Annotated in this window: 21 protein-coding genes and 1 tRNA gene; 11 read left to right on the forward strand and 11 right to left on the reverse strand. The window is 40.0% G+C overall.

The genetic code is table 11. The features are described from left to right. Positions 1-10: 10 nt before the first annotated feature. From F8M42_RS12260 to F8M42_RS12280, 5 genes are all read left to right on the forward strand, one after another. Positions 11-1705 carry an adenylyl-sulfate reductase subunit alpha gene (locus F8M42_RS12260; protein ID WP_182186986.1) on the forward strand — a complete coding sequence of 565 codons (1695 nt, stop codon included), beginning with the start codon at positions 11-13 and terminating at the stop codon, positions 1703-1705. Then, positions 1689-2003, forward strand: a complete 315-nt coding sequence (locus F8M42_RS12265) for a 4Fe-4S dicluster domain-containing protein (RefSeq protein ID WP_182186988.1) — start codon at positions 1689-1691, stop codon at positions 2001-2003. The genes F8M42_RS12260 and F8M42_RS12265 overlap by 17 nt, the downstream gene beginning before the upstream one ends. A gap of 22 nt (positions 2004-2025) precedes the next feature. Continuing rightward, positions 2026-2919, forward strand: a complete 894-nt coding sequence (cysD, locus tag F8M42_RS12270) for a sulfate adenylyltransferase subunit CysD (RefSeq protein ID WP_229711352.1) — start codon at positions 2026-2028, stop codon at positions 2917-2919. Then, on the forward strand, positions 2919-4613 hold the full coding sequence (locus tag F8M42_RS12275; RefSeq protein ID WP_182186992.1) for a sulfate adenylyltransferase subunit 1: 1695 nt from the start codon (positions 2919-2921) through the stop codon (positions 4611-4613). The genes cysD and F8M42_RS12275 overlap by 1 nt, the downstream gene beginning before the upstream one ends. Before the next feature lie 252 nt (positions 4614-4865). After that, complete coding sequence (locus F8M42_RS12280) at positions 4866-6011, forward strand: aldo/keto reductase (RefSeq protein WP_182186994.1); 1146 nt, start codon at positions 4866-4868, stop codon at positions 6009-6011. Between the two features lie 459 nt (positions 6012-6470). On the opposite strand, the gene F8M42_RS12285 is transcribed toward F8M42_RS12280, so the two are convergent. The 4 genes from F8M42_RS12285 to F8M42_RS12300 form a co-directional block, all read right to left on the reverse strand. Beyond that, entirely contained in the window at positions 6471-7253 is a 783-nt protein-coding gene (locus F8M42_RS12285; RefSeq protein ID WP_229711353.1) for a pyruvate, water dikinase regulatory protein, read from the reverse strand. Positions 7254-7288: 35 nt separating this feature from the next. Next, entirely contained in the window at positions 7289-7960 is a 672-nt protein-coding gene (locus F8M42_RS12290; protein ID WP_182186996.1) for a helix-turn-helix transcriptional regulator, read from the reverse strand. Positions 7961-8050: 90 nt separating this feature from the next. Further along, a complete protein-coding gene (ppsA, locus tag F8M42_RS12295) occupies positions 8051-10432 on the reverse strand; it encodes a phosphoenolpyruvate synthase (RefSeq protein WP_182186998.1) in 2382 nt (793 codons plus the stop codon). A 304-nt stretch (positions 10433-10736) separates the two neighbouring features. After that, entirely contained in the window at positions 10737-10922 is a 186-nt protein-coding gene (locus F8M42_RS12300) for a helix-turn-helix transcriptional regulator (RefSeq protein WP_182187000.1), read from the reverse strand. Positions 10923-11067: 145 nt separating this feature from the next. Here F8M42_RS12300 and F8M42_RS12305 point away from each other — a divergent pair, with 145 nt between their 5' ends. From F8M42_RS12305 to cbiT, 4 genes are all read left to right on the forward strand, one after another. Then, positions 11068-11427, forward strand: a complete 360-nt coding sequence (locus F8M42_RS12305; protein ID WP_182187002.1) for a helix-turn-helix domain-containing protein — start codon at positions 11068-11070, stop codon at positions 11425-11427. A 202-nt stretch (positions 11428-11629) separates the two neighbouring features. Next, entirely contained in the window at positions 11630-12733 is a 1104-nt protein-coding gene (gene cbiD / locus F8M42_RS12310; RefSeq protein ID WP_182187004.1) for a cobalt-precorrin-5B (C(1))-methyltransferase CbiD, read from the forward strand. Next, entirely contained in the window at positions 12718-13344 is a 627-nt protein-coding gene (gene cbiE, locus F8M42_RS12315) for a precorrin-6y C5,15-methyltransferase (decarboxylating) subunit CbiE (RefSeq protein WP_182187006.1), read from the forward strand. The genes cbiD and cbiE overlap by 16 nt, the downstream gene beginning before the upstream one ends. Continuing rightward, complete coding sequence (gene cbiT / locus F8M42_RS12320; protein ID WP_182187008.1) at positions 13341-13922, forward strand: precorrin-6Y C5,15-methyltransferase (decarboxylating) subunit CbiT; 582 nt, start codon at positions 13341-13343, stop codon at positions 13920-13922. The genes cbiE and cbiT overlap by 4 nt, the downstream gene beginning before the upstream one ends. A 255-nt stretch (positions 13923-14177) precedes the next feature. Here cbiT and F8M42_RS12325 read toward each other — a convergent pair whose 3' ends face one another. Genes F8M42_RS12325 through F8M42_RS12335 form a run of 3 tightly spaced genes read right to left on the reverse strand, consistent with a single transcriptional unit; the run spans position 14178 to position 15582 of the window. Then, positions 14178-14372, reverse strand: a complete 195-nt coding sequence (locus F8M42_RS12325) for a type II toxin-antitoxin system Phd/YefM family antitoxin (protein WP_182187010.1) — start codon at positions 14370-14372, stop codon at positions 14178-14180. A 13-nt stretch (positions 14373-14385) separates the two neighbouring features. After that, positions 14386-14616 carry a hypothetical protein gene (locus tag F8M42_RS12330; protein WP_182187012.1) on the reverse strand — a complete coding sequence of 77 codons (231 nt, stop codon included), beginning with the start codon at positions 14614-14616 and terminating at the stop codon, positions 14386-14388. A gap of 12 nt (positions 14617-14628) precedes the next feature. Further along, positions 14629-15582 (reverse strand): magnesium transporter CorA family protein, encoded by a 954-nt coding sequence (locus tag F8M42_RS12335; RefSeq protein ID WP_182187014.1) that lies wholly within the window; start codon positions 15580-15582, stop codon positions 14629-14631. Positions 15583-15932: 350 nt separating this feature from the next. Here F8M42_RS12335 and F8M42_RS12340 point away from each other — a divergent pair. After that, positions 15933-16021 (forward strand) — tRNA-Ser (locus tag F8M42_RS12340). A 185-nt stretch (positions 16022-16206) separates the two neighbouring features. Beyond that, entirely contained in the window at positions 16207-16569 is a 363-nt protein-coding gene (locus tag F8M42_RS12345; RefSeq protein ID WP_182187015.1) for a hypothetical protein, read from the forward strand. Positions 16570-17434: 865 nt separating this feature from the next. On the opposite strand, the gene F8M42_RS12350 is transcribed toward F8M42_RS12345, so the two are convergent. The 4 genes from F8M42_RS12350 to F8M42_RS12365 all read right to left on the reverse strand — a co-directional run bounded on the left by F8M42_RS12350 (position 17435) and on the right by F8M42_RS12365 (position 23748). Then, complete coding sequence (locus F8M42_RS12350; RefSeq protein WP_182187016.1) at positions 17435-17587, reverse strand: hypothetical protein; 153 nt, start codon at positions 17585-17587, stop codon at positions 17435-17437. A gap of 154 nt (positions 17588-17741) precedes the next feature. Continuing rightward, a complete protein-coding gene (locus F8M42_RS12355) occupies positions 17742-19685 on the reverse strand; it encodes a heavy metal translocating P-type ATPase (RefSeq protein ID WP_182187017.1) in 1944 nt (647 codons plus the stop codon). Between the two features lie 195 nt (positions 19686-19880). Beyond that, positions 19881-20498, reverse strand: coding sequence for a hypothetical protein (locus tag F8M42_RS12360; RefSeq protein WP_182187019.1), 618 nt, complete (start codon positions 20496-20498; stop codon positions 19881-19883). A 94-nt stretch (positions 20499-20592) separates the two neighbouring features. After that, positions 20593-23748 carry an efflux RND transporter permease subunit gene (locus F8M42_RS12365; protein ID WP_182187021.1) on the reverse strand — a complete coding sequence of 1052 codons (3156 nt, stop codon included), beginning with the start codon at positions 23746-23748 and terminating at the stop codon, positions 20593-20595. Positions 23749-23758 lie beyond the last annotated feature (10 nt).

The following is a 23758-nucleotide window of genomic DNA, read 5'->3' on the forward strand; positions in this document are numbered from 1 at the left end:
AGGTGCATCAATGGATAAGCTAATTTTGCAATATCTTTATACCGATGTTTTAATTGCCGGCGGTGGTACAGCCGGCTGCTATGCCGCCTTAAATCTTGCCCGAAGCACTGAACTGCATATACTGATAGCCGAAAAAGCTCACATAAAACGCAGCGGCTGTCTAGCTGCCGGTGTAAATGCCCTCAATGCTTATATAACCAAAGGTAATACCGTTGATTCCTATGTTGATTATGCCGAGCACGATGCTGCCGGTATTGCCCGCGGTGATCTGCTGCTCACCATGTCGCAGCGCCTCAATGATTGTGCTGCCGATTTGGAACGCTTAGGCTTAGTTATTTTAAAAAATCCTGATGGCAGTTATGTTGAACGAGGTCCGCGCAATATAAAAATCAATGGAGAAAATATAAAACCAATTTTAGCGGCAGCCGTCACTAAATCACCGTCAGTCGAGGTTTACAACCATACCAGCATTATTGATTTTATTGTCAAAAATAATACTATTTATGGTGCTGTTGCTGTCAATGTCTTAAAACCAATACTTTATATCATAAAGGCAAAAACGGTGCTTTGCTGCACTGGCGGTGCCTCCGGTATCTATCGTCCCAACAATCCCGGTTTTTCTCGTCACAAAATGTGGTATTGCCCATTTAATACTGGTGCCGGTATGGCTGCCGGTATGCGCAGTGGTGCCGAAATGACTACATTGGAAATGCGTTTTATTGCCTTACGCTGCAAAGATACAATTGCCCCTACCGGTACCATTGCCCAAGGTGTCGGTGCCAGACAAATAAATTCCCGCGGTGAAATATACGAAAAAAAGTATGGAATGGAGACCTCAAACCGATTATACGGTACAGTAGAAGAAACCATTGCCGGCAATGGGCCTTGTTACCTGCAAACGAGAGGAATATCTCCGAAACAAGTATTGGATTTAAAAAAAGCTTATCTGAATATGGCTCCCGCACAGACTCTCAGATGGCTGGAGCAGGGCACACCTGATCATAATAACGTGGAAATTGAAGGAACCGAACCATACATAGTCGGTGGTCACGCAGCCGCCGGTTTTTGGATATCTACTAAGCGACAGACAACAATAAAAGGATTATTTGCTGCCGGGGATACAGCCGGCGGCTGTCCGCAAAAATATGTCACCGGTACGATGGCGGAAGCTGCCATTGCTGCTGAAAATATCATTAAATATCATCAAAGCTCTGCTGTTTCTGATGATAATGCCATTAATTTCACCCAAATAGCCCAGTATTATCAGCAAAAGGAAGAAAAATACCTGACTGCGGCACCAGGTATTTTTACGATACAGGATATTGAAGATGCCATGCAAAAAAATATGGACAATTATGCCGGCGGAATAAAAACCAATTATAAATATAACAGTGCTGGTCTTACTATTGCCTATAAAGCAATAGCAAAACTGTATGAAACAGCTCAAAATCTCTCCGCCGGCAACATACGGGAACTAATTCTCATTCATGAGCTGCTTGACCGTCTTACAATATGCCGTTTCCTTATCAAACACTTGACAGCCCGCCGGGAAACCCGCTGGCACAGCTTTGCTGAAAACAGCGATTATCCTACTATCGACAATTCTTTTTATAAATACGTCAACTCGCGTCTGGAAAATGGAACAATAAAAATCATCTACCGACCGATAATAAAGCGAGGTCAATATTATGAGCATACTAATTGACCGACAGCGATGTATCGGCTGCGGTAAATGCAGTGATATCTGCCCCGGTTCATTAATCAAAACCGCCCCCGATAAAAAAGCTGTTATCATCTATCCACGCGATTGCTGGGGCTGCACCGCCTGTTTGAAAGAATGTCCCACCGGCGCTATCAGTTTTTACCTTGGTGCCGATATTGGCGGACAAGGCAGCTGCATGCATATAGAAAAAAATGGCTGTATCACCAGATGGATAATCCAGCAGCCAGATAAAGAACCAATAACCATTGAAACTGATAGCCGCACGGCTAATAAATACTGATAATACTAAAAGGAGAATTATTATGCTTTCTCATTTAGATAAACTCGAAGCAGAATCTATTTACATAATACGAGAAGTCGCTGCCGTCTGCGAAAAACCGGTGATGCTTTATTCTATTGGTAAAGACAGTTCCGTAATGCTGCATTTGGCATTAAAAGCCTTCTATCCCGAACAACCGCCTTTTCCTTTTTTACACATCGACACAACCTGGAAATTTCATGATATGATCGCCTTCCGTGACAGAATTGCCAAGAAGCATCATCTGACTATGCTCGCATACACTAACCAGGATGGTGTGAAGCGCGGCATCAATCCATTTGACCACGGAGCTGCTTATACCGATATTATGAAAACACAGGCATTGAAACAGGCTCTGAAAAAATACCAATTCACTGCTGCATTTGGCGGTGGACGACGTGACGAGGAAAAATCCCGTGCTAAGGAAAGAATCTTTTCTTTTCGTAACGAAGCACAGATCTGGGATCCCAAAAACCAAAGGCCGGAAATGTGGAAGCTCTATAATCCGCGCATAAAAAAAGGAGAAAGTATGCGCATTTTTCCCATATCAAACTGGACCGAAAAAGACATATGGCAATATATAAAACGGGAAAACATTGAGATTGTTCCGCTGTATTTTGCCAAAGTCCGTCCCATTATACGACGCGACGGCATGATTATAATGGTTGATGACGATCGCCTGAAACTTCGTCCCGGTGAAAAAATAACCCAGGAAAAAGTTCGGTTTCGCACCCTGGGGTGTTATCCATTGACCGGCGGATTCGTTTCCGAAGCTGATACACTTGACAAAATAATCACCGAAACATTGCAGGCTGTCACTTCGGAACGTGCCAGCCGGGCTATCGATAAGGATTCCATTGGTAGTATGGAACGGCGCAAGAGAGAAGGATATTTCTAATGAGCGGATTATTGAAATTTATAACATGCGGTAGTGTTGATGATGGAAAATCAACCTTGATAGGTCATATTCTATACGATGCAAAGCTATTATATGCCGACCAGGAAAAAACTCTCGAACTGGAAAGTCAGGCCGGCAGCCGCGGTGGCAAGCTTGATTATGCATTATTGCTTGATGGCCTTCTGGCAGAGCACGAGCAGGGCATCACTATTGACGTTGCGTATCGTTATTTTACCACAAATCAACGCAGCTTCATCGTTGCCGACACTCCAGGTCACGAGGAATATACCCGTAATATGGCGGTCGGCGCATCTTTTGCCGAGCTTGCAGTCATACTGATAGATGCGTCAAAAGGAGTGTTGGTTCAAACTCGTCGTCATGCCCGCATCTGCCATCTCATGGGAATAAAGCACTTTATCTTTGCCGTAAACAAAATGGATATCATTGATTACGATGAAGCTAAATTTAAAAAAATACTTCAACAAATAAATGAACTTGTCACTCAAATAGGTTTAAATAACATCACTATTATTCCATTATCGGCAACCGAAGGCGACAATGTAACAACAAAATCAACCAATATGCCATGGTATAGCGGACAGCCGCTGTTAAGCGAGCTAGAAAATATAAAAATTAATGAAACCGTATCTGCCGATTTTTATATGCCAGTGCAAAGAGTATGCCGCCCGGATCGAACTTTTCGCGGATTTCAAGGACAATGTGAAAGCGGCGAACTATATGATGGCGACCAAGTAACTATTCTGCCAAGCGGTGAAACGGCCGCTGTCCGCGCTATTTACAGCGCCGGCACTCTAACCGATCATGCTGTTGCCGGCCAGGCTGTCACCATAGCGCTTTCCCGTGAAATAGATATATCTCGCGGCTGTATAATCAGCAAAAATTTATCAGCATCGCTCACTAAATTGCTGACTGCCGACATCTTATGGATGGATGATGAACCACTGCGGCTCGATCATGAATATATTTTTCAACTTGGCACCAGCACTGCACTTGCCGTAATCAAGCGAATAAATTATCAAACAGATGTAAACGATGGTTCCCGACAATCAGTCTCTCTGCTGAATAAGAATGAATTAGCCAGCTGTGACATTCTTTTGTCAAATAAAACTGTTGCTGCTTTATTTACTGTTTATCCCGTTCTGGGTAGTTTTATTCTTGTCGATCGACTCAGTAATATGACCGCTGCCTGCGGCGTCATCAAAGATTTGCAGACTGCAGACTTGTCAAATTATAATTTTATTTATAATGATATCAAAATATCCGCCGACTTATTTGATGAATATTATTATAATATGCGTGATATGAAGCTTGCCCGAACAACAAAAGAACATGCCGTATTTACACTTGACGATAAACTACCGCTTAAGGGAAAAACTTATAGGTATCCATCCACAGTTGATATAATTGCTCTTCCCGAAAAAGCGGTTATACAGGTCCGCCGCGATAAAATCAAAGCTATCCTCGCCATCGATCATTATAGTTATGATGAACTGTATAATATACCACTCCTGGACAGCCGCGGCTTTGCCATCAATGTACACAGTCAGTACGATTTTAAACGCTTTTACAGTGAATATCAGATTAATAAAAAAAATGCCGACTTTTGGAATAAATGGATAGACTGTACCAAATGGCGTCATATACTTTTTAACGACAATTACTGGATAATATGAATAAGACCGGAACATTACAACATAAATAGACAAGCGCACCCATTTGATGCGCTGTCTATTTATGTTGTACTTATTTCATATTCATTTTTCAGATATATTTTTATTGACATGGTGTTAACTCTAAGTGATAGAATTAATTTGTAATAGATTTATTGCTATTTTATTTCAGAAGCTGCCAGGAATATACCCGCCCTAACGGCAGCTTGCAAACATTGAAACATGGCAGGTCAATACAAATTGGAGGAAATAAACATGACTGCAAAAAAACTTGGTTTCGGCTTTATGCGTCTGCCACTGAAGAACCAAAACGAACCGACAAGTTTCGATATGAATCAAATTGAAAAAATGGTCGATTTATTTTTGGAGAAGGGTTTCACCTACTTCGATACAGCATGGATGTATCATGCCTTTCAAAGTGAAACAGCCGTGCGTGAAGCGCTTGTAAAGCGCCACAGCCGCAGCAGCTTCACATTGGCGACGAAGCTGCCGACGATGATGCTCAAGGTCCCTGATGATCAGGAGCGTATTTTCAATGAACAATTGAATAAATGCGGTGTTGAGTATTTTGATTATTACCTTTTGCATAACCTGGGAATTGAAAATTATAAAACAGCTCAGAAATTTAACAGCTTCGAATTTATCACTGAAAAGAAAAAGGCCGGCAAGGTTAAAAATATCGGCTTTTCATTTCACGACAGAGCGGTTTTGCTGGATGAAATCTTAACGGCACATCCGGAAATTGACTTTGTTCAACTGCAGATAAATTATCTGGATTGGGAAAACGAAAGCATTCAATCACGAAAATGCTATGAAACGGCCAAAAAACACAACAAACCAATTGTTGTCATGGAACCTGTAAAGGGCGGTATGCTGGCAAATATACCAGAAAAAGCAGCAGAGCTGTTCCGGCGGCACCGTCCGGAACTGTCGGCGCCTTCCTGGGCAATCCGCTATGCGGCAAGCCTACAGGGTGTCATAATGGTGCTTTCCGGCATGTCAAGTCTGGAACAACTCAAAGACAATGTTAGTTATATGCAGGACTTCCAGCCAATATCAGCTGAAGAATACCATGTAATAAATGAAGCCGTCAATATCATCAACAAATCTATTGCCATTCCCTGCACAGCCTGCCAGTACTGTGTGAGAGGCTGTCCAAAAAATATTGCCATCCCCAATTATTTTGCGCTGTACAACACCAGGAAGCAACATTCCATGATGCCGAACAAGCCTGCATTCAGCATCGAATCCGTATATTACAATAATTATACCAAAACCTTCGGCAAGGCCTCCGACTGCATCGACTGCCGGCAATGCGAAAAAATGTGCCCGCAACACATCGAAATCACCAGCTGGCTCAAAGAAGTGGCCGCTGTTTTCGAATCGGCAGACCCAGCCTGACGTTTTACCGACTCTAAAAAGCACTGCCGCCCACCATTCCAATTAAAGTGTGTCTCCCACAGCAGCTGCCGGCAACAGCTATTATAATGAAAATATAATCCGGAAAATTACAAATGAGACTACTATATTATGACTGCTTTTACGGTATAAGCGGCAACATGAATTTAGCCGCGCTATTCCGTCAATATCCCGACCGAAAGGCCGGACTGCCTCCTTCAATGAATAAGTTCCTGCGGGCTGGTTTAATCAAAATTTCTTATACCTTGTCCTGTGCAGAACCGGTGGAATGCACCCAATGCGCTATAATAACGCAGGACATCCTTTATTATTTTATACATTTTGCTGATTTCCTAAATATTAATTTTCCCGGACCTCCCCTGTCAATAACATACTATATAATATTCTCAATAAAAAAACTTCACGGTATGCCGTGAAGTTTTTTTATATATGGTGATTCCGTCATGTGATATCTCCGACAAATCCGGCATGATACTCGAGTATCATATGCGCCGTTTCCTCAATAGCACGATTGGAAACATTTATTACTGTACATTGCAGCTGCCGCATAATAGTCTTTGAATACTCTATTTCTTCAGAAATACAGTCTAGTTTGGCATAGCTGGCATCCGGCATCAGGCCAATCGCCTTAAGCCTTTCCGTACGAATCTCATTAAGCTTTGCCGGATCGACAATAAGTCCTACTATTTTCTCCGCTGGTATGTGAAACAACTCTTCCGGCGGAGCAATACCTGGTACAAGTGGTACGTTAGCTACTTTGAGGCCTTTATGTGCTAAGTACATACTCAAAGGTGTTTTCGAAGTACGCGACACTCCTATAAGTACCAAATCTGCTTTTAACAGACCAAAGGCACTTTTCCCATCATCATATTTCACAGCAAATTCAATAGCTTCAATACGCCGATAATAATCCCGATTTAATAAATGTGTCAATCCTGGTTTATTTTTCGGCTGCATTCCGGAAAGCTTTTGTACTGCCTGGAGCATCGGTCCTAAAATGTCTACTGTAATCACATTATACTGCTCAGCTAATTTACTGATTGTCTGCCTTAATTCCGGAGAGATAAGAGTGTGGCAGATAAACGCGCAGCGTTTTGCCGCTTCTTTAAGTGTATTATCAATCTGCTCCGGTGAATCGACATAGGGCACGCGAACAACTTCAAAATTTCCCGAGTCGAACTGACTGGCAGCAGCCCTGACAACAGCTTCCGCCGTTTCTCCCAAGGACTCGGCAACAATATAAATAACCGGTAATCCCGCTATGATGAGTACCCCCTTTTACCTTCAGACAAATCTACTATCAAACGTGCTAAATTTGTTTTTGTAAGACGACCGACTATTTCATAGGAACGTTCAATGCCGGCCGAAACTTTTACAACCGGCAAGGCATCAATTTCATTATCAATAATTTTGCGGGCAGCCATCACAACTGACTCACCCGGTTCAGTGACAATCAGCTTGGTTAACGGCGTCATAACCATCTGAACCGGTATTTTAGCCAAATCATCTCCTGGTCCCAGGGAAGCCTTCAATAAATCTTTTCGCGATACCACACCAATAAGCCTGCCTTGTCCTTCGACAATAAAAACGCTGCCGACATCTTCCACAAACATCGTTACCACCGCATCATATGCCATAGCGTTTTTTGTCAATACGACCGGTACAGACTGTATGTCACGCACAAGCATAGAATTTAACTCTTCCGTAAAAAGTGATAGCAAATTTTTGCCGGTATAAAAATATCCCACTTTAGAGCGTGAATCGAGTAATCCGCTCATAACCAAAACAGCCAAATCGGCTCTTAGTGCAGCTCGCGTAACATGCAGGTGTTCTGCCAGTTGTTCCCCTGTAATCGGGCCTTCTTCCTTAGCTATATCAACAATTGCCTTTTGCCTTTCTGTCAGTGAAATATCTATTCCCCCCAAAGTCATTTATTATATTATAAACTTTATATCATCATATTTCATTTTATTTAACAAAATTCATTAAAATATTCAAAACAGTTTTATAATAATCATTCATTACCATATATAATTTTCTTTTTCCACTCGCTTTTTCCCCAGAGCTGCATCCAGCATGATGCGCTGCTCAATCTGCGCTGCATTCTTTTTAGTGACTTTTAGCATATCAGGATTTACTGAAATGGAATCTATACCACTTTGAATTAAAAATTCCGTAAAATCAAGATAAACACTCGGTGCCTGTCCACATATCGAAACTGTTTTACCATCTTTATGTGCCGTTTCAATTAAATGCCGGACGGCACGCTTAACCGCCAGATTTCTTTCATCAAATATATGGGAAATAGCATCATTATCGCGGTCACACCCCAATATGAGCATAGTTAAGTCGTTAGAGCCGATGGAATAACCATCAACAAATTGATTAAACTGATCTGCAAGAATAATATTAGCCGGAATCTCTGCCATCAGCCACACCTTAAAATCTGCCTGCCGCTGCAAACCCTCTGCCGCCATAATTTCCGTTACTTTACGAATCTCATCAATTGAGCGACAAAATGGAATCATTACATTTAAATTATTCAGCCGATATTCTTCACGTACTTTTTTTACAGCTTTTATCTCTAATTTAAAGGCTTCCGTATACTTAATATCATAATAGCGTGACGCACCGCGCCATCCCAGCAGCGCGCTCGGTTCACTGGGTTCATATTTGTCACCGCCCTTTAAATTCCTATATTCACTTGATTTAAAGTCACTAAAGCGCAGTGTTACAGGTCTTGGAAACATTGCCCGACAAACTTTACCTATTCCCGCAGCCAGTTTGTCAACAGCCTCCTGCGCCCTATTATCACCCAGCATATACAACGGATGTTCATGAATATATGTCGTCCAGATAAACTCTTCCCGCATCAAACCGACCCCATCGCAAGGCAACCGACTATATTTTTCTGCCAAATCAGGATCACCTAAATTAATGTATATTTTTGTACCGGTAACAGGTATTATTTCCTGTGGCAGCTGAACTTGTTTTCCTTCAGTATCAGACGATTTATCTTTAACTTCAGCGGGCGTGCCGGCATAAACGACTCCGTGCACAGCATCCACCGTCAGCATCATACCATTTTCCACAGTTGTTGTCCCTGCATCACCACAGCTTTTCGTACCAACTATACACGGTATCCCCAATTCCCTGCTGACTATTGAAGCATGGCAGGTCATTCCGCCCGCATCTGTTACTATTCCCTTTGCTTTTTTCATTACCGGTACCCAATCGGGTGCTGTCATTTCAGTTACCAATATTTCGCCCGGTTTAAAAAGATTTATTTCATTTGGATGATTTATAACTCTTGCCCGCCCTGAAACAATCCCGGGGCTTGCCGGCATTCCTTTCACCAAAATCTTACATTCATCGGTTAAATGACTGACATCAATTACCTTCTTTCCTTTTTTCCGCGACCAGACCGTTTCCGGACGGGCCTGTAATATCCATATTTTATCTGTTTGTTCATCAATTGCCCATTCAATGTCCATATAACAACCATAATGTTTTTCGATTGCCATGGCATAACCAGCTAATTTTTGTATCTGTTCTTCTGTCAAAACAGACTTTTTCACCAATTCTTCGGGAACTTTTCTTTCCTCACAGCCGCCTGCCAATAAACGGACATATTTTACCTTTTTTTCATTGATAATTCTACGATCAACATGTCCTGTTTCTTTATTTATCAAATAACTATCCGGTGTGACCACTCCTTGAACAACATATTCTCCCAATCCCCATGATCCTTCAATCATCATATGCGTATCATCACCGTTAGTAACATCAATAGTAAACATCACACCGGCCGCCTTAGAAAAAACCATCAGTTGTACAACAGCACTTAATGCCACATCCATATGGTTAAATCCCTGTTTGTTACGATAATAAATAGCTCTATCAGTATATGTAGAGGCATAGCATTCCTTGACTTTAGCAATTACGTCTTCCACACCGGTAACATTCAAATAAGTATCTTGCTGTCCGGCAAAACTGGCATCCGGTAAATCTTCTGCCGTAGCACTGGAACGTATAGCCACAAAAGGAGCCGTCTGTCCAATTTTTTTTGCCAGTATTTGATATGACTGTTTAATAGCCTGTATTAAATTGTCCGGCATAGTGGCATTCATGATCTCATGACGAATTATCGCACCGATTTTTTGCAGCTGTAGATTATCATCGATATCTGTAATCCGGGCTAATAACGCAGTTATTTTTTCTGCCGTACCGCTTTCCTTCATAAAATATCTATAAGCATATGCTGTAACTGCAAAACCATAAGGGACAGGCACTGACGTCTTTCCTGTCAATTCTCCCAGAGAAGCTGTTTTCCCTCCGACAATTTCTACATCCTGCCTGCCAATCGTTTCAAACCAGAGTACCAACTGTTTTTCCTTATTCATACTAGCCCTCCATTTAGTGTATGCTGATATTTGAAAATTTATTTATAGTATATACTAATATTGGCATTAAGGAAACATTTTTTTATAATTAAACATTTATCGCAATCATTACCACTGTTATTTGCCGTCAAACCATACGTTATATAACTATTTATAAGAATTTATTATAAAATAGCATTATAGTATAAAATAACAATACTTATAATGCTAATGAATTTCATCAATAATTTTAAAATAAATCTAAAAAAATAAAACTGATATGTACATATTAAAATAAAATAATTCTAAAACTAATTGGATTGCTTCATCCTCTGAAAATATCTTCAATAGAACAACTTAACAACTTTGATAGAGCAAATATCTTTTCCACGCGCGGTATTGATATACCTAATTCCCATTTACCAACAGTTGTTCTATCAACACCGATCATTTCCGCTATCTGTTTTTGTATTAAACCAAGTTTCAATCGTTTTTCTTCAATGATATTCATGTTCCCGCTCCTTCGTTATATAGATAATATGTTCCCACAGATTTAATTATATGAGAATATGTTCTCTTTGTCAATATTGTCAGAGAATTTGTTCTCATATACACGTGAAAATATGTCTCTTATAATTAATCTAGAGGTGAATCACATGCTAGGAAGCAGATTAAAAGAACTCCGCATAAAACAAAGAATCAGCCAGCAAAAACTTGCTGATTTGATTGGTGTCAACAGAACTACCATAGGGAAATATGAACTAAAAAATGTGCGTCCTTCTTACGAAGTGCTGGAAAAAATCTGTCGTATTCTCAATACCACCCCTGAATATCTGAGTGGGTCTGCCAGCAGTTATCCCTTGCATAAGGAAAATCCCCCAGAACTTATTAATTTTATCCGAGAAGCCGATTATACTTTGTATGGTTCCCCAATTTCACAAAAAGACAAACGTCACCTGTCAAAAATTATTGAAATTTTGTATTATGACAACGATAATAGAGAAAAAGGAGAGTAAGCAAACAAAATACTGACAATAACACCGAAGCGTTCTATCACTTGCACCTTACTTCGTCATGTTCTATAATTTATCTGGTAACATATGGCAGCAGTCCTTCACTCCGAAACGAATCACTTTTAGAGTACTATTAATTACTGAATTTTATAAATCTACATGTACTATAATCAGTACTAAACTATTATGAGGAAACATCCAGCCAATGATAAAAAAAATGAAAAACGGTTATACTACAGGCTCATGTGCCGCTGCAGGAACCAAGGCCGTGCTTTTCTATCTATTAAACAAGTCAATTGTTTCAGAAGTTGAAATTGATGCACTAAGTGGTGAAAAACTGCATATACCAATAAAGCAGATATATATTTTGCCGGAAAAAGTAACTGCTGAGGTAATAAAAGATGCCGGTGATGATCCGGATATAACACATGGTATCTCCATTTTCACACAGGTAGCTATCAATAAAAATGGCGCTATAAACTTTTTTGCAGGAAAAGGCATAGGCAAAGTCACAAAAGAGGGAATGTCTGTTCCTGTTGGTCAGCCTTCTATAAACCCGGGGCCACGAAAAATGATGACAAATGTCGCCCGGCAATTATTATCCCCCGGGCAAGGCTGCGATATTACGATATCTGCACCAGCCGGTGAAAAATTGGCACAACGTACACTAAATCCAATTCTGGGCATTGAGGGAGGTATATCAATAATTGGCACCAGTGGCATAGTTCGTCCCATGTCTGAGGAAGCTTTTAAAAATTCACTTACTCCGCAAATCGATGTGGCTTTTGCTGCCGGTCATTCCAGTCAGATCTTCGTTCCTGGAAAAATAGGTGAAAATATCGCCGTTACTTTAGGATTACCTCAACAAGCCATCGTTCAAACCAGTAATTTTATCGGATATATGTTGGAATATGCTGCTGAAAAAAAACTAGAAAACGTTTTATTGCTTGGTCATCTTGGTAAACTGGTTAAAGTGGCAGCAGGTAATTTCCATACTCACAGTAAAGTCTCTGATGCCCGCTTGGAGACCCTTGCCGCTTATTCTGCTTTATTGGGTATGGATCAGTCTGGAATAAAAAGGATTTTCGCCTGTGCAACCACAGAGGCAGCTATGAGTGTCATTAATGACTACAAATTAGGTGAAAAACTTTACCCTTTATTGTGTCAGCGGGCCAGTGAGCGTTCCATGCGGCATGTATACAACGACTTAACCGTAGGTACTATCATGGCTACACTAAAAGGAACTATTTTAGGAATGGACGAAAATGCAAAAAGAATAGGCAGGAAATTACATTGGAACATAAAATAATTATCGTTGGTATAGGACCTGGTTCAAAAGAGTACATTCTACCGATTGCCTTAAAAAAAATAAGCACCGCAAAAATACTCGTCGGAGGTAAAAGGGCTCTGTCCGATTATGCGGCTCCGAATCAATTGACAGCCCCCATAACAGCCGACATTCAGGCTGCCATTACCTTTATTCGTGAAAAATCGGCAACAGAAGAAGTTGTTGTAATGGTATCTGGTGATCCCGGTTACTACTCATTACTACCTGCCCTGCGTGCTGAATTTCCGGCAGAAAAACTCGAAGTCATCCCAGGCATCAGTTCAATGCAGCTGGCTTTTTCTCGTATTGCCCGTCCATGGCAGGATGCTGACCTAATGAGCCTGCATGGCCGACTACCGGACTACGCTTCATTATCATATGAAGCCGGACGAACTATCGGTATGCTGACTGATGATGAACATAATTCACAGCGTATCGCAATGCTGCTGCTTGATGCCGGATGGCCGCAAAACACTCCAGTGTATATAGGTGACCGTCTTTCATATCCCGATGAAAAAATTGTCAAAACGACGCTCATTATTGCCACTGCAGCACCGGCTGTAAATAATTGTATAATGGTGGTGTTAGGATGACACATACCCCCGGTATAAACGATAATTTATTCATCCGCGGTAATGTTCCTATGACCAAAGAAGAAGTCCGTATAATTTCTTTATGCAAAGCCCAGATAACTCCGGAATGCATCGTACTTGATGTAGGCGCCGGTACCGGTTCATTTTCCATTGAAGCGGCATTGATGGCCAATAAGGGACATGTATACGCTGTAGAAAAAAATCCTGCCGCATTGGACCTAATAAAACAAAACACAGCAAAGTTCAATGTAAGTGATCGCGTATCAGTAATTTCCGGAACTGCACCAGATGCACTAAACAATATTGACAGTTATGATGTTGTCTTCATCGGTGGCAGCGGCGGCAACCTCATCGAAATTCTTGATGTAATCAGTGCCCATATTAATCCTGGCGGCAGAATAATTGCCAATGCCATAACTTTACAAAATGCCGGCACTGTCATAGAATACATGAAACAAAATGATATGTATGATTATGAAGCCGTTCTTATCCAAGCCAGCCGTCTAAAACAGACCGGCAACTATGACATGATGCTTGGACTCAATCCTGTCTATATCATAACTTGCAAAGTAAAATAAAAAATGAGGTTATCGCATAAACAGCATCAACCTCATAAAGATGCAACTCACCACCCCCTTCTAAGGGCAATCAAAAAAGTGGCATATTGCGTATTTATGAATGAAAATGATTACGTGCGGCAACCTCTTAACTATTACTATCAAATTTTATATTTATATTGGCTTTTAACGTTTATACAAAACTTAAAAAACTCTCCATTTTTTATTACAGTCGGGCAATTTATCCTTCAAACAAGCATTAAAAATGATTTTATATCATCTTTTTTCTGATGCATTGCTTTTTTTTAATAAAAACATTTCTTTATTAAAATCATTATATTTATCCATCGATAATAACACCACATTTTTACCATTGGCACGCTGTACTACAAAAATTTCATCATTATCAACTGCCCTTTCAGCAAAAAGTGTAAACTCCCGTAATAAGTCTGATGATGCTATAACTTCCATAAAATTCTCCTGTTCAACAAGAACTATCACCCAAGCGCGGATGTACAACCGGTTTAAGACTCAGTTTGCGTACAATATCCAAGGCTTTACCTACACTCACATCTAAGCGCTCACCATTTTTCTCAAAGATACACAGGGGCGTTTCCATACCTATTTCAGATGCCGGTATATAAACATATTCCGCATTGATATTATCCCCATAAATAGTACCATTATATAGTGCTGCTTCCGTCATTGTCAGCATAAATTATTCCTTTCAAAACATATGCCGCCGCCATAAAAATACCACGCAGCAACCGGTCATAAAAATAGCAATTAACGATATATAAATAACACCAAACGGATCATCACTAAACGGCAGCGCAACATTCATTCCAAAAAAGCTGGATATAACTGTCGGTATTGCCAGAATAATTGTCATAGCCGCTAAAAATTTCATTACCAGGTTAAGATTATTTGACATTATTGAAGAAAAGGTATCAGCCATACGCGATAAAATGGTACTATACATATCACCCATTTCCCTTGCCTGTTTATTTTCAATAATTACATCTTCCAGTAAATCTTCATCTTCCTCATAAACTTTTATTATCTCCTGAAAACTATGATTAAGCCTCACCCGCATCAGTTTATCCAGTACTGCAGCATTTGACCTCAGCGATGCATTAAAGTATGTAAGGCCCTTTTGCAATTCCAACAGTCGTAATATTTCACGATTTCGCAATGAATCACGTAATTTCAGTTCAATCTCATCAGATAATTTATCGATTTGCCTAAGGTACCGCAAATAATATGTAGCCGATTTATATAAAATCTGTAGTAAAAACCGTGTCTTCTTAAAAGTCCGGAAAGTACTGCTCTTTTGCTGACTAAACTCAGAGATGACCGGCGTTTCTTCCAAGCAGACAGTTATAATATATTCAGATGTTATAACAATGGCCAATGGCAGTGTATCATACATTTCCGGACCGCGCATAACAGGCAGATTAGTAAGAACCATGACAGAATTATCCTCTATGTCAATATGAGAACGTTCTTCATCATCAAGTGCCGACCGGAGAAAATCCGGTTCTACTGCCGTTAAATTACTTACTACCTTTAACTCATACGGCGTAGGGTCAACAATATTGATCCATGCGCCCTTTTCCAAAGTTTTTAAACTCAGTTCTCTTAATGGTCCTGAATCCAGGGATTTATATATTTTTAACATAACTTATGGCGAATTCTCCCTTCCAACAGAAGCTATATCCGCTATAATCTATCAAATCAGCAGAAAAATATCGTGCAGACTTCCGTCGTTTTATATTTTATTGTACAAAACCGTTGTCGCGGATGGTCTGCATCCATGTTCCCGCCTCTTTCTTCTCTAGAAAATTAATATCCATAATACCTGCTTGTCAATCAGGCAGCGTATTACAGATATAAACAAATACTGAATATTAATAAACAATCCATTAAAATATTACTCCATGACAGACCATAAGTCAATAATTTAATATTTAATATTCCATAATATTTGACAATAATCCTATTACTTGATATAATATTTAGCGTCACGTTGGAGAGGTGTCCGAGTGGTTTAAGGAGCTGGTCTTGAAAACCAGTGATACGGCAACGTACCGTGGGTTCGAATCCCACCCTCTCCGCCATATAAGTAAAGAGGTTATAGCTTATCGAAAGATAAGCTATTTTTGTTGTCCGATGATTTTTGATATCATGTATAAAGTAAAACTAAACATTTTATTTTAATAGTACATAAAAAATCACTTCATGACTTGTAGAATACACTTTTATACTGATTATAAATTTAAATTTAATTAAAGCGGCAGATATTGTGTTAAAAAAAACTGTGATTATTTTAAGCTGTTTATTATTATTATCAAATACAATCTGTTTTGCGAAGGAAGGCAAAACAGAACATTTTGCAAAAAATACACCTCGGACAGCTTATATTTTCCTGACACCGAAAAATTATAATACTGAAAGAGAATTATTAAACGAATACCATTTGTCTTATGGTTCAAAAGGTAAAAATCATAACGATTCCTGGAATATATCTTATGATAGTGATGACAAATATTTTTATTATTCCCTGGAATTACTAAATGATTATAATAATCTTTCCTTCACTCAAAGCATTAACTATACAGGGACTCATTCATATGGATTGACTTTCGGTATTGCCTACAACTTCTAAAAGGACTCAACCTGCACTTGATTATATGTACATGTAACAGATTTGCTATTCCTCCAGAATTAATATCAGAACAACCATTAATTCTGGAGGATTTATTATATCCGGATATATTATTCAACTGACTTTTAAAAGCTGTATCAGTATTAACGAGAGTTCTCCAAGTTTTGTGTAAACGCTAAAAGCTAATATAAATTTAATAGTAATATATTTTAAGGAGCGTGTAACCCATTCTGTGTAAACTCCATGGATTAATGCTGGAAATTCAAAAATCACGAAAAATATATGCCAACATAATGGCATTTGTTGCCTCGGTTGTCAATCAGCAGCCGAGCTATTTTTTTGCCATTATTCCAAATCATCCGGTTCGATACGGTCATCGAAATAAATGCAAAGCTGAGAAATAATTTTATTCCAGTCACGGTTGCGGCCGCTCCGCTTCTTGGTAATCTCTATGGTCGCCAGACAAGATGCTCATCCATCTCAGCTTCCAGCATGGTTTGCAGCGTATCTCCGAAGGGATCCTTGAGCATGTTCTAAACATACTGCGCATCTTCCGGCTGATATGCACTCAGAAGTTTCTGGAAAAATTCTTTACGTTCTAGGAAAGTTTCCTTTGTCTGTCCATAATAAAATCCTCCTGAATTAATATTTATTCTGACAACAATCCAGGAGGAATAGTTCATTTATCCTATTTACACATAATTAGTTACAGTCTCCAGAAATGCGTGAAAATCAGAATAAAACAGCTGTTGTAGAAACCGTAAGGTTTCTTAAACGACAATGGCTGTTACCTGATACATTTTCTGAAGTCTGTACCTAGCTTAAAAAACAGGTACTAATTAAGATGTATTAAAGTTTGCCTTTTTTAATATGAACCAAGTTTAAATGTTTTCACGCTATCCCTCATGACATTTTTAACATCTGCACCATCATGAACATTGGTATTAGTATCTTTTAAATAATTTTTCATCATTTCCCGCATTACTGCTTTTTGGGTACTTTCATTTTTCCTGCTCATAAATAAAACCTCCAAAATGATTTTATATCACATCAGCTTGAAGGTTTACACAATTTATGAAGAAGTTACCAAAATACACACAGCAATCTATTAAAATATCACTATTAAATTTTACATTGGCTCTTAACATTTACACAAAACCTGAAGAACTTTCTCATATGTATTTTTTATATAATATGCGTACTGAATTCAAAACACAAAGCATTGCCACGCCAGTATCAGCAAATACGGCACTCCACAAAGAAGCATATCCCAAAATACCACAAAGCATTACTAACAGTTTAATTCCCAGTGCAAATATCACATTCTGAATCGCAATATTGCGCACTGATCTGGCTAAAATTATTGATTGGGGAATTGCTGTTACTTTTGCAGTCATAAACACTATATCAGCAGCTTCTATTGCCGCATCCGCCCCTGATCCCATAGCAGCTCCCACATCTGCATTGGCCAAGACCGGTGCGTCATTAATACCATCGCCAACAAATAATACTTTCCCATTTTCATGACGTATTTTTTGTAAAGCTGCTAGTTTATCTTCTGGTAAAAGCTTGCTATATATCTTTTTTATTCCAACTTTTGCGGCAACAGATAATGCACCTTCCTCAGCATCACCTGTAAGCATAACCGCAGTTACTGATAACTGCTGCAGTTTTTTTAGTGCCGCCCCCGCGTCATCCTTCAACTTATCTCCCATAATAATACAGCCGGCATATACACCTGATACTGCCAAATAAACTATTGTTCCTTCCACTGCATTTTCAACATCAATTCCTTTTTCCCTCATCAACGCCAGATTACCGGCAACTATTTCTTTCTTTTCCACCTCAGCCACAACTCCTTTTCCTGCTATTTCCCGCACTGTAGAAGCTCGCTTTTCTGCTAAATGAAGCTGTTGTGCCGCTTTCACAATACAACCTGCAAGCGGATGCACCGACGCATATTCTGCCGCTGCACCCAGTCGCAGTACCTCATCTGATGAAAATCCATTATATGTTTGTATCTGCTGCACAGCAAACACACCTTGCGTAATTGTTCCTGTTTTATCCAGTGCCGCTGTTTTTACTTGCGATAAAGCCTCTATTGCTGCCCCATCTTTAAATAGAATACCTTGCCGTGATGCCGCCCCTATACCAGAAAAAAATGCAAGCGGAACACTCAGTACCAACGCACATGGACAGCTTATTACTAAAAACGTCAAGGCAATATATACATATGTATGCCATTGTCCGGTTATCAAAGAAGGAATTACTGCCAGCATGACAGCCGCTCCCACAACAAACGGTGTATATATCTGGGCAAAACGTGATATAAAACGCTGAATTCGCGGTTTATTAGCGGACGCACTCTGCACAGACTCCAGTATTCTCGAAACCATTGAGTCCTCAAGTATCTTCTCAACCCGTATCTTTATTACTCCCGATTTATTTATACAGCCTGACAAAACATCCTTGCCGCTATAAACATCCCATGGTTTTATTTCACCGGTCAACGGTGAAGTATCGATCTGGCTGCTGCCTTCGACAATGCGTCCGTCAAGTGGTATCCGATCACCGGGTCTCACCAATATAATATCTCCAAGTTTAACCTGCTCAGCCGGCACTGACCTTGCAGTGTCATTTTCATCCAGCAGCAGAACTGTTTCGGGACGCATATCAACAGCTGCTATTATCTGTTTGCGACTGTTACTGGCCGCTTTTTCTTCAAAAAATTCCCCAATCCGAAAAAATAACATCACACCGACAGCTTCAGGATACTCACCAATGGCAAAAGCCCCAAGTGTAGCAATACTCATTAAAAAATTTTCATCAAAAATGTGTCCCTTTAAAATATTTGTTACAGCAGCTAACAATATTTCCCGTCCCAGTATAAGGTATGCCATAATCAATAAAATCAATTGATATAATAAGCTATACGAAACTATCCACTGCGCTGTAACAAATACTATCGTCCCCAGCATAATTTCATAAAAATCACGATTTTTATACCATTTCTTTTCATATATGAACCTACTGTCATGATGACAGCATGAACATCCTGCCGCTCCGTTTTCAGAATCTATGAAGCAGTTTTTTTTCACTTCTTTCTCTGCTGACATATTGATCGCCCCGTTATATATTATTATATGAATACTTGTTCATATGAAATATTATAGCATCCATTTTGTTAGTCCACAACTAAATATTATATAAATTTGCAAAAAAAACAGCAATATACGGAATTATACCAGCTGTTGTCATACGCAGATGTATCAATTCCTATATTGCTGTTTCAAATTTTAAAACGCATTTAACTATTTATCAGCATCAGTCACCGCTTTTACATCAGCAGTTTCCTTAAAAGACAGTAATCCGTTTTGGTAATCAGTTATATCTTGCTTACTCATTTCCCCTGACTGGAAAAACACAATAACATAATTCGTTTTTTTGCCTGGAATGTATGTTTCTATACGCTGACTGGTTTGCTGTTTTATATCAGTCTTATCGTTTTTATTAGAGTCCACATATACATCTGGTGCCCCCACAGCATACAATACTTTATGTCCATGCAATGGAATAAATAAGGCTGTCTGATAGCCTCTATTTTCAATCAACCCAGCTGCATATTTTTGCGAATCCTCAGCTGTCATTTTATCAAAATCAGGCACCTGATTGCTATCAAAAGCATTTGTAGCAATTATCCAGCCTTTTAAAATATTATATCCTTCATTTTTGAATACGAGTACTTCGCCTTTTTGTTCTGGATCTACTAGGGGAATAACTCCCAATGGTTTTTCGGGACATTCTATGCTATAACCATATTCCTTGCTCACATAGGTATAAGCCAGTGCCTGTGCAGGTAAAGCCATTCCCGAAACTATTGAAACAAGGAAAACACCAGCAATTATTTTCATCATATCTACTATCTTCATTATTGTTCCCTCCTATCACATTTCTTTATTATAGCTTATTTACGCGAAAAAATATAGGGACGCCACAGCATCCCTATATTTTTTGTATTACAGCTTACATGTATTCATCCGGATTTTTCTTTTTATGACTTTCATGTTTTTTCGTAAAGAAAGCAGCTGCTTTTTCAACTACTACAAACATTACCGGTATGAGAAATATGCCAAAGGTCGTGGCAATAAACATCCCACCGACAACAGCGATCCCCATGTTATTACGGGCAGCTGCCCCGGCACCGCTTGCCACTGCCAGTGGCAGACAACCGATGATGAACGCCAATGATGTCATCAATATTGGCCGCAGTCGAAGCTGCGCGGCTTCCATGGCTGCCTTTATCACCGGCATGCCTCTGTCAACCCTGACTTTGGCAAATTCAATAATCAATATTGCATTTTTTGCTGACAGTCCAATCAGCATTATAATACCTATCTGCATGTAAATACTATTTTGCTGATTCAACAGCATCCCTGACAGCAATGCCCCGAATATTCCTGACGGAACAGACAAAAGCACCGCATATGGAACGCTCCAGCTTTCGTATAAAGCTGCCAAACACAAAAATACAAATACTAGCGCCAAAACCATAATCTGAACCGTACTGCTGCCTGCCTTTTGTTCTTCACGGCTTTGTCCTGACCATTCGGTTTCAAATCCAGACGGAGCAATTTGCTTCGTTACCTCTTGAATAGCTGTCATTGCTTGTCCGGAACTATAACCGGATTTCGCATTCCCCTGTATAGTTATACTTTTAGCCGCATTGAAACGTGTTACTGTAGTAGGTGCTGATTCCAATTTGGGTTTAAGCAGTGTATTAAGCGGAATAAGCTGTCCTGATGAACTTTTTACGAAAATAAACCGTGTTGAGTCCACTTCACCACGAAAACTCGTATCAGCCTGGAGCATAACTTTATAGGTCTTGCCAAATTTATTAAAGTCATTGACCGGATACCCACCAAAGTTAATCTGCAATGCATTAAACACATCATTAAGACTTACTCCTAATTTTTTAACTTTTTCACGATCAATATCAAATTGATAATTTGGCGTATTTATTTGGAATGTTGTATAAACACTTTGCAGTTCAGGTCGCTGATTAGCGGCTGCCGTTATTTTTTGGGCAATTTCATTCAATTCTTCATCAGTATGTCCGCTCATATCTTCCAGCTGCATATTAAACCCGCCGAATGCGCCCAGGCCAGGCAGGGCCGGCGGATTCAACGCAATAATAGAGGCCTGCGGAAATCCCATTCCCAGTTTAAAAGCATTCCCTATTTCTGCATTAATCTGCGTCTGAGGTGTTTTTCTTTCATCCCAAGGTTTGAGTCCGACAAATACAACGCCACCACTCGATTTTGTTGAACTTGTCAATATATCAAACCCGGTTACATCCATTACGTCCGCCACTCCGGGAATTTTTTGCAACTGATCCGCATAATCGTCAACCGTTTTCTGTGTCTGATTAAGCGATGTACCTTCCGGTAAATTTATCGAGGCTATAAAGAACCCTTGATCTTCATCAGGTACAAAGGTTGACGGCAGCGTCTTGAACAGCCAGCCCATAAGCCCAATAATAATAACTAAAAATATCAGACAAAATTTGGCCTTACCAATAAACAGCCCAACCTTTTTCACGTAGCCACGGGTAAATTTTTCAAACCAATTATTGAATGCATTGAAAAACCTTGTCAGTCTGCTTGGTTTAGCATTGTCATCATGCGGTTTCAAAAGTATACCGCACAGAGCCGGTGTCAGGGAAAGTGCTATGAAAGCCGACAAGCCCATCGAAAATGCTATGGTCAATGCAAACTGGCGATATAATATCCCCGTCATGCCGCTTAAAAAAGCTACCGGGACAAATACCGATGCCAGTGTAAATGCTATTGCCACTACCGGCCCGGACACTTCATCCATCGCCCGCTGAGTTGCCTCTTTTGCTCCCAGTTTATCTTCATTGATATGCCGCTCGACGTTTTCTATAACGACTATAGCATCATCGACAACCAGACCAATGGCCAGCACCATAGCAAACAATGTCAGTGTATTTATCGAAAAATCCATCACAACAAATGTGGCAAATGTACCAATCAGCGATACCGGAACGGCCAGCATTGGAATCAATGTTGCCCGCCAGCTCTGCAGAAATAAATACATAATTGCCATAACTAAAATCAATGCTTCCGCAAACGTTTTTGCCACTTCAACGATTGATTCATGAATGTAATTAGTATTGTCGACTACTGTTTTATATTCCATGCCTGGTGGGAAATCAACTGCCGATTCCGCCAAAATTTTCTTTACTTCAGCGACTGTCGTCATTGCATTGGCATCGTTGGTAAGCTGAACAGCCATACCGACACCATTGGCCCCATCAAATTTACTGGTAACACTATTATCCTTCGGACCTGTTTCTATACGAGCCACGTCACTTAGTTTTACCAATGAACCATCTTTATTGGTCCGTATTATCACATTTTTAAAGTCATTGACATCACTAAGCCGACCTTTGACCTTACCGGTGTATTGAGTTTCCTGATTCTGTGGTGACGGTGCGCCACCGATATTACCTGCCGGAGCCTGTTGATTTTGTTCTTCAATAGCCGTTACGACATCAGATACTGTCATGCCTAATTCAGCTAATTTTGCCGGATTTACCCAAACCCGCATTGAGTAGTCAGGACCCCATACAGTTAAATCCCCAACGCCATGCACACGTTTGATTTTATCTATTAAATAAGCATCAGCATATGTTTTCAAAAAAGTCCTGTCATATTTTCCATCCGGTGAGTACAATGCAAATATCATTGCCATATCGGTAGACGCTTTTGTCGTCGTGACACCGTTTGTCTGCACATCACTTGGTAAGCTGGCATTGGCTGCGGCAACCTTATTTTGCACTTTTACTGAATCTATATCGCCATCGGTGCCTAATTTAAAAATTACCTGCAGGCTATATGCACCAGTGTCGCTTGACGTCGATGACATATAGTCCATGCCATCAACACCATTGACCTGTTCTTCAATTATCTGGGCCACCGTTTCATTAATGATACTGGCACTCGCCCCATTATACGTAGCACTGACACGTATCGTCGGTGGTGATATCTGCGGATACTGCGCCACCGGCAGATTAAACATCGAAATAAGGCCCACCAGCACTATTATAAGCGATACAACGATGGCAAAAATCGGTCTGTTAATAAAGAATCTTGCCAAATTACATCAC

It is taken from the genome of Pectinatus frisingensis, assembly GCF_014076555.1.
In the GTDB taxonomy this organism is placed as follows: domain Bacteria; phylum Bacillota; class Negativicutes; order Selenomonadales; family Selenomonadaceae; genus Pectinatus; species Pectinatus frisingensis.

Excerpts from the sequence above, each read along its gene's own strand:
- ppsA (WP_182186998.1), bottom strand. The coding sequence starts at position 10,432 with ATGAATAAGGAAAAACAGTTGGTACTCTGGTTTGAAACGATTGGCAGG.
- F8M42_RS12305 (WP_182187002.1), top strand. The coding sequence starts at position 11,068 with ATGCTAGGAAGCAGATTAAAAGAACTCCGCATAAAACAAAGAATCAGC.
- F8M42_RS12265 (WP_182186988.1), top strand. The coding sequence starts at position 1,689 with ATGAGCATACTAATTGACCGACAGCGATGTATCGGCTGCGGTAAATGC.
- F8M42_RS12300 (WP_182187000.1), bottom strand. The coding sequence starts at position 10,922 with ATGAATATCATTGAAGAAAAACGATTGAAACTTGGTTTAATACAAAAA.
- F8M42_RS12280 (WP_182186994.1), top strand. The coding sequence starts at position 4,866 with ATGACTGCAAAAAAACTTGGTTTCGGCTTTATGCGTCTGCCACTGAAG.
- F8M42_RS12330 (WP_182187012.1), bottom strand. The coding sequence starts at position 14,616 with ATGCTGACAATGACGGAAGCAGCACTATATAATGGTACTATTTATGGG.
- cysD (WP_229711352.1), top strand. The coding sequence starts at position 2,026 with ATGCTTTCTCATTTAGATAAACTCGAAGCAGAATCTATTTACATAATA.
- F8M42_RS12335 (WP_182187014.1), bottom strand. The coding sequence starts at position 15,582 with ATGTTAAAAATATATAAATCCCTGGATTCAGGACCATTAAGAGAACTG.
- F8M42_RS12275 (WP_182186992.1), top strand. The coding sequence starts at position 2,919 with ATGAGCGGATTATTGAAATTTATAACATGCGGTAGTGTTGATGATGGA.
- F8M42_RS12325 (WP_182187010.1), bottom strand. The coding sequence starts at position 14,372 with ATGGAAGTTATAGCATCATCAGACTTATTACGGGAGTTTACACTTTTT.
- F8M42_RS12350 (WP_182187016.1), bottom strand. The coding sequence starts at position 17,587 with ATGAGCAGGAAAAATGAAAGTACCCAAAAAGCAGTAATGCGGGAAATG.
- cbiT (WP_182187008.1), top strand. The coding sequence starts at position 13,341 with ATGACACATACCCCCGGTATAAACGATAATTTATTCATCCGCGGTAAT.
- F8M42_RS12260 (WP_182186986.1), top strand. The coding sequence starts at position 11 with ATGGATAAGCTAATTTTGCAATATCTTTATACCGATGTTTTAATTGCC.
- F8M42_RS12360 (WP_182187019.1), bottom strand. The coding sequence starts at position 20,498 with ATGAAGATAGTAGATATGATGAAAATAATTGCTGGTGTTTTCCTTGTT.
- F8M42_RS12290 (WP_182186996.1), bottom strand. The coding sequence starts at position 7,960 with ATGACTTTGGGGGGAATAGATATTTCACTGACAGAAAGGCAAAAGGCA.
- cbiD (WP_182187004.1), top strand. The coding sequence starts at position 11,630 with ATGATAAAAAAAATGAAAAACGGTTATACTACAGGCTCATGTGCCGCT.
- F8M42_RS12355 (WP_182187017.1), bottom strand. The coding sequence starts at position 19,685 with ATGTCAGCAGAGAAAGAAGTGAAAAAAAACTGCTTCATAGATTCTGAA.